Origin of the sequence: Chamaesiphon sp. OTE_8_metabat_110, assembly GCF_031382685.1 — a bacterium.
Taxonomy (GTDB): domain Bacteria; phylum Cyanobacteriota; class Cyanobacteriia; order Cyanobacteriales; family Chamaesiphonaceae; genus Chamaesiphon.
In genome coordinates this window covers 1-4016 of sequence record NZ_JANMZA010000670.1, presented here as the reverse complement: position 1 = coordinate 4016, position 4016 = coordinate 1, and the positions used below count along the sequence as shown (strand labels likewise).

Here is a 4016-nt window from a genome sequence, read left to right as displayed (position 1 = left end):
AACAAACCTGTAAACTAGCCACTCACCCAAACCGCCCCTACTCTGTAAACCCCCTCCTGGGCTTGGCCCTGCGCTTGTGGACGGGCACCGCCAAGGAGAGGATTTTGCTAAAAAAACCCTGCTAGTTGAGTACTAGCAGGGTTTTTCTAGATGATTAGAATGTCAAAGCACTTCTACAGCATCGGCGCAAACTGAGGCTTCTCAGGTACAACGGTGTATTCAGCAACGATTTGACGGAACTCATCACCATCGATCGTTTCTTTCTCGATTAAAATATCGACTAAGCGATCGACAACCGTGCGATTTTCACGCATGATTTGGAGTGTTTCTTGATGGCAACCAGCAACGATTTCGCGAACTTGTTGGTCGATTTGAGCTGCTACTTCATCAGAGTACTCAGAGCGCGCACCCCAGTTACCACCGAGGAATACCTCACCAGATTGGCTTTCGAGGGAGAGCGGGCCGAGTTTGGACATCCCGAAGCGCGTCACCATTTGGCGAGCCATCGAGGTGACTTGTTGCAAGTCGCCGCCTGCACCAGTAGTAACTTCCGAGTCACCGAAGATGATTTCTTCAGCAGCACGTCCGCCCAGGGCACCACAGATCCGCGCCCGCAGTTGGGTGCGCGAGATCAGGGATTGGTCTTCAGAAGGTGTAAACCAAGTCAAACCAGCAGCTTGACCGCGAGGGATCAGAGTTACTTTTTGGAGTGGATCGTGAGCGGGAATGAGTGTAGCGACGATCGCGTGACCGACTTCATGATAAGCAATCAAGCGTTTGCTCTTACCATCTACTAATGGCGTACCTTCCATCCCAGCGACAACGCGGTCTACAGCATCATCGATTTCGAGGTTGGTAATCGCATCTTTGCGACGACGAGCGGTGAGAATGGCGGCTTCGTTGAGCAAGTTGGCTAAGTCAGCACCACTGAAACCAGGAGTCCGACGCGCGATCGCATCTAGCGAAACACCTTCACCTAATTTTTTATTCCGAGCGTGAACGCCGAGGATTTCAATCCGACCAGCGACATCGGGTGGATCTACCTGGACTTGACGATCGAAGCGACCGGGACGCAGCAGCGCCGAGTCTAGTACGTCAGGACGGTTGGTAGCAGCGATAATGATGATTCCGGTATTACCTTCAAAACCATCCATCTCTGTGAGCATCTGGTTGAGGGTCTGTTCGCGTTCGTCATTACCACCACCGATACCTGCGCCACGTTGACGACCGACAGCATCGATTTCATCGATGAAGATGATACAAGGAGCGTTTTCCTTGGCTTTTTTGAATAAGTCGCGGACGCGGGATGCACCCACACCGACAAACATTTCCACAAATTCCGAACCAGAGATACTGAAGAAGGGAACGCCAGCCTCACCCGCAATTGCTTTAGCAAGTAAGGTTTTACCAGTACCAGGAGGGCCGACTAACAGGACACCTTTAGGAATTTTGGCACCGACAGCGGTAAAGCGTTCGGGCTGTTTGAGGAAGGTCACAACTTCTTGTAATTCTTCTTTAGCTTCAGCAATACCCGCTACGTCATCGAACATGACACCAGTTTTGGCATCCATTTGGAATTTAGCTTTGGATTTACCAAAGTTCATCGCCTGACCGGGGCCACCGGGCATATTGTTAGAACGGCGGAACAGTAAGAATAAACCACCAATCAACAAGGCGGGGAAGACTAAGTTGCCCAAGAAGCCCCAGACAGCGCCATCGTTACGAATAGGATGACTGTCAAAGGAAATATTGGAGTCGCGAAGCTTGGCAATCAATTCTGGTGAATTGGATGGTAAATCGACCCGCAGACGCTGCATCCGGTTTTCTAAGTCTGGATCGACTGCTTCAACGATCGCAGTTCTACCACCATCATAGAGGTCAACAGCTTTGACTCGGTTGGCATCGAGATACTCTAGGAACCTGCCGTAAGTCATCCGCGTACTTGCTGTGTTTTTACCAACTTCAGCAGTGACGGGTGTAAATGCCCCTTGCCAAACGAAGAAGCCAACTACAAGGACGGGAATCGTCCACAGTACTGCTAATTTCCACGAAAACTTCATAAAATTGTGTGCCTTTAGATAGGAGGTGACAGCGATCGGTTAACAGTTCTTAAATTTCAGGTTGTCTAAAAATTACGCTTTAAAAATTTCTGAGAACATATCTTAATTAAATTTAACGTAATTCTCAGATTTCGGAAAGGGGGGAGTTAGGGGATAGGGGATAGGGGATAGGGGATAGGGAATCAAACTGTAGGGTGGGCATTGCCCACCACAAGGGTTTAGGTGATTTTACAGCTTAAAATTTTGAATTTTTACAAAATAAATTCACCTTGGGCGATTTTGATTACTCGACCGCCGATACTGACGGGGCAGTGCGCTAGTGTATACTGCGCTCGTAAGTACAGAAGTGATGCTCTGCCTATCTCCACACCTTGCTCGACAGTGATGTCAATTTTGGGACTGCCAAAATATTGATGTTTGGCTAGATACGCCGCCAGACAGCCATTGGCACTACCTGTCGCCGGATCTTCCGGAATGCCAAAACATTCGGTGAAGACGCGGACATGTAGCTGTCTATCTGGATCGATCGTCTCTGGGCAAAATACCAGAATGGCTTGGGCTGGTAGATTAGCAACAGCTCGATCGTACAAATCCAAGTTCAATTTGGCTTGACTCACTGCTGCCAGATTTTTAAGCGGCATTACTATAAATGGTAGCCCAGTTGAGACAGGCTCGATCGGGTAGCCCGAATCGATGTCGGTAGGGTTTACCCCAATGACATCAGCAAGTATTTCCACTGGAATGGGGTCGTAAAATTTCGGCTGCTGCTGGTGCATCCACAAAATATCTGGCTCATCATCGACATAGTTGAGATCGACTGGAATTTGTCCGACTTGGTAGTTAAGATTTACGCGCTCGATCTGGGAGCGAATCAGCTCCTGCTGGATGGCAAATGCCGTCCCCAGCGTCGGATGCCCCGCAAATGGCAATTCAGTAGTCGGCGTAAAAATCCGCGTGTTGTAGCCCCCATTAACTAGCGTTGAGCTAGTCACAAACGTTGTCTCTGAGAAATTAATCTCCCGAGCGATCTGTTGCATCTGAAGATCCGTTAAATCTCCAGCATCCAGACACACCGCCAGTTGATTACCCGTATATTTCCCCGTCGCAAACACATCGAGAATCACAAAAGGAATATTCGACATCACCATTCGAGCTAGATTACCCACCCATTTTCTCACGTCTCCCAGTCTCCCTATCTCCCAGTCCCCCAGTCCCCTACCCTCTACCCTCTAAACCCCGATCGTTACAAACTATTACGAATCCACTCAGAAACTAGTAATAATGCCGGAAAATGTTTGCGGAAGGCAAAAAATCGCGAGTAGCTTGTACACTGTATAAGCGAGTGCGATCGACTTTAGACCGAATGGCACTCAGCCAGCTAGATGTACATCTAGTAATCAACCTTTTTGGAGTAACCTAACAATGAGTATCGTCACCAAAGCGATCGTCAATGCAGATGCTGAAGCTCGCTACCTGAGTCCAGGCGAATTAGATCGGATCAAAAACTTCGTCACTTCTGGCGAACGTCGTCTCCGCATCGCTCAAACCTTAACTGACTCTCGCGAGCGCCTAGTTAAAGGTGCAGGCGACAAACTGTTCCAACAACGCCCTGATGTGGTTTCTCCCGGCGGTAACGCTTACGGCGAAGAAATGACTGCAACTTGCTTGCGCGACTTAGACTACTATCTCCGCCTCATCACCTACGGTGTAGTTGCTGGTGATGTTACGCCGATCGAAGAAATTGGTGTAGTTGGCGTCCGTGAAATGTACAGATCTTTGGGTACTCCCATCGATGCAGTTGCTGGTGGCGTTCGGGCGATGAAAGATGCTGCTGCTTCCATGATGTCTGGTGAAGACGCTGCCGAAGCTGGTGCTTACTTTGACTACCTCATCGGTGCAATGAGCTAGTTCCAAACTAGTTAACTTTGGCGATCTCGGTCACAATTTTTGAAATAA

3 protein-coding genes are annotated in these 4016 nt (G+C 49.0%); 1 reads left to right on the top strand and 2 read right to left on the bottom strand.

Features of this window, described 5'->3' with window-relative positions:
• Positions 1 to 173: 173 nt before the first annotated feature.
• Together ftsH2 and RMO52_RS24225 are read right to left on the bottom strand one after the other, a co-directional pair.
• Complete coding sequence (gene ftsH2 / locus RMO52_RS24230) at positions 174 to 2060, bottom strand: ATP-dependent zinc metalloprotease FtsH2 (RefSeq protein WP_309743098.1); 1887 nt, start codon at positions 2058 to 2060, stop codon at positions 174 to 176.
• 251 nt (positions 2061 to 2311) lie between these two features.
• Complete coding sequence (locus RMO52_RS24225) at positions 2312 to 3202, bottom strand: PhzF family phenazine biosynthesis protein (protein ID WP_310419503.1); 891 nt, start codon at positions 3200 to 3202, stop codon at positions 2312 to 2314.
• A gap of 280 nt (positions 3203 to 3482) precedes the next feature.
• Between RMO52_RS24225 and apcA the strand changes: the two genes are divergently transcribed.
• Positions 3483 to 3968, top strand: coding sequence for an allophycocyanin subunit alpha (gene apcA, locus RMO52_RS24220; protein ID WP_295621512.1), 486 nt, complete (start codon positions 3483 to 3485; stop codon positions 3966 to 3968).
• Positions 3969 to 4016 lie beyond the last annotated feature (48 nt).

Coding starts and splice junctions, on each gene's coding strand:
- RMO52_RS24225 (WP_310419503.1), bottom strand. CDS start 3,202: ATGTCGAATATTCCTTTTGTGATTCTCGATGTGTTTGCGACGGGGAAA.
- ftsH2 (WP_309743098.1), bottom strand. CDS start 2,060: ATGAAGTTTTCGTGGAAATTAGCAGTACTGTGGACGATTCCCGTCCTT.
- apcA (WP_295621512.1), top strand. CDS start 3,483: ATGAGTATCGTCACCAAAGCGATCGTCAATGCAGATGCTGAAGCTCGC.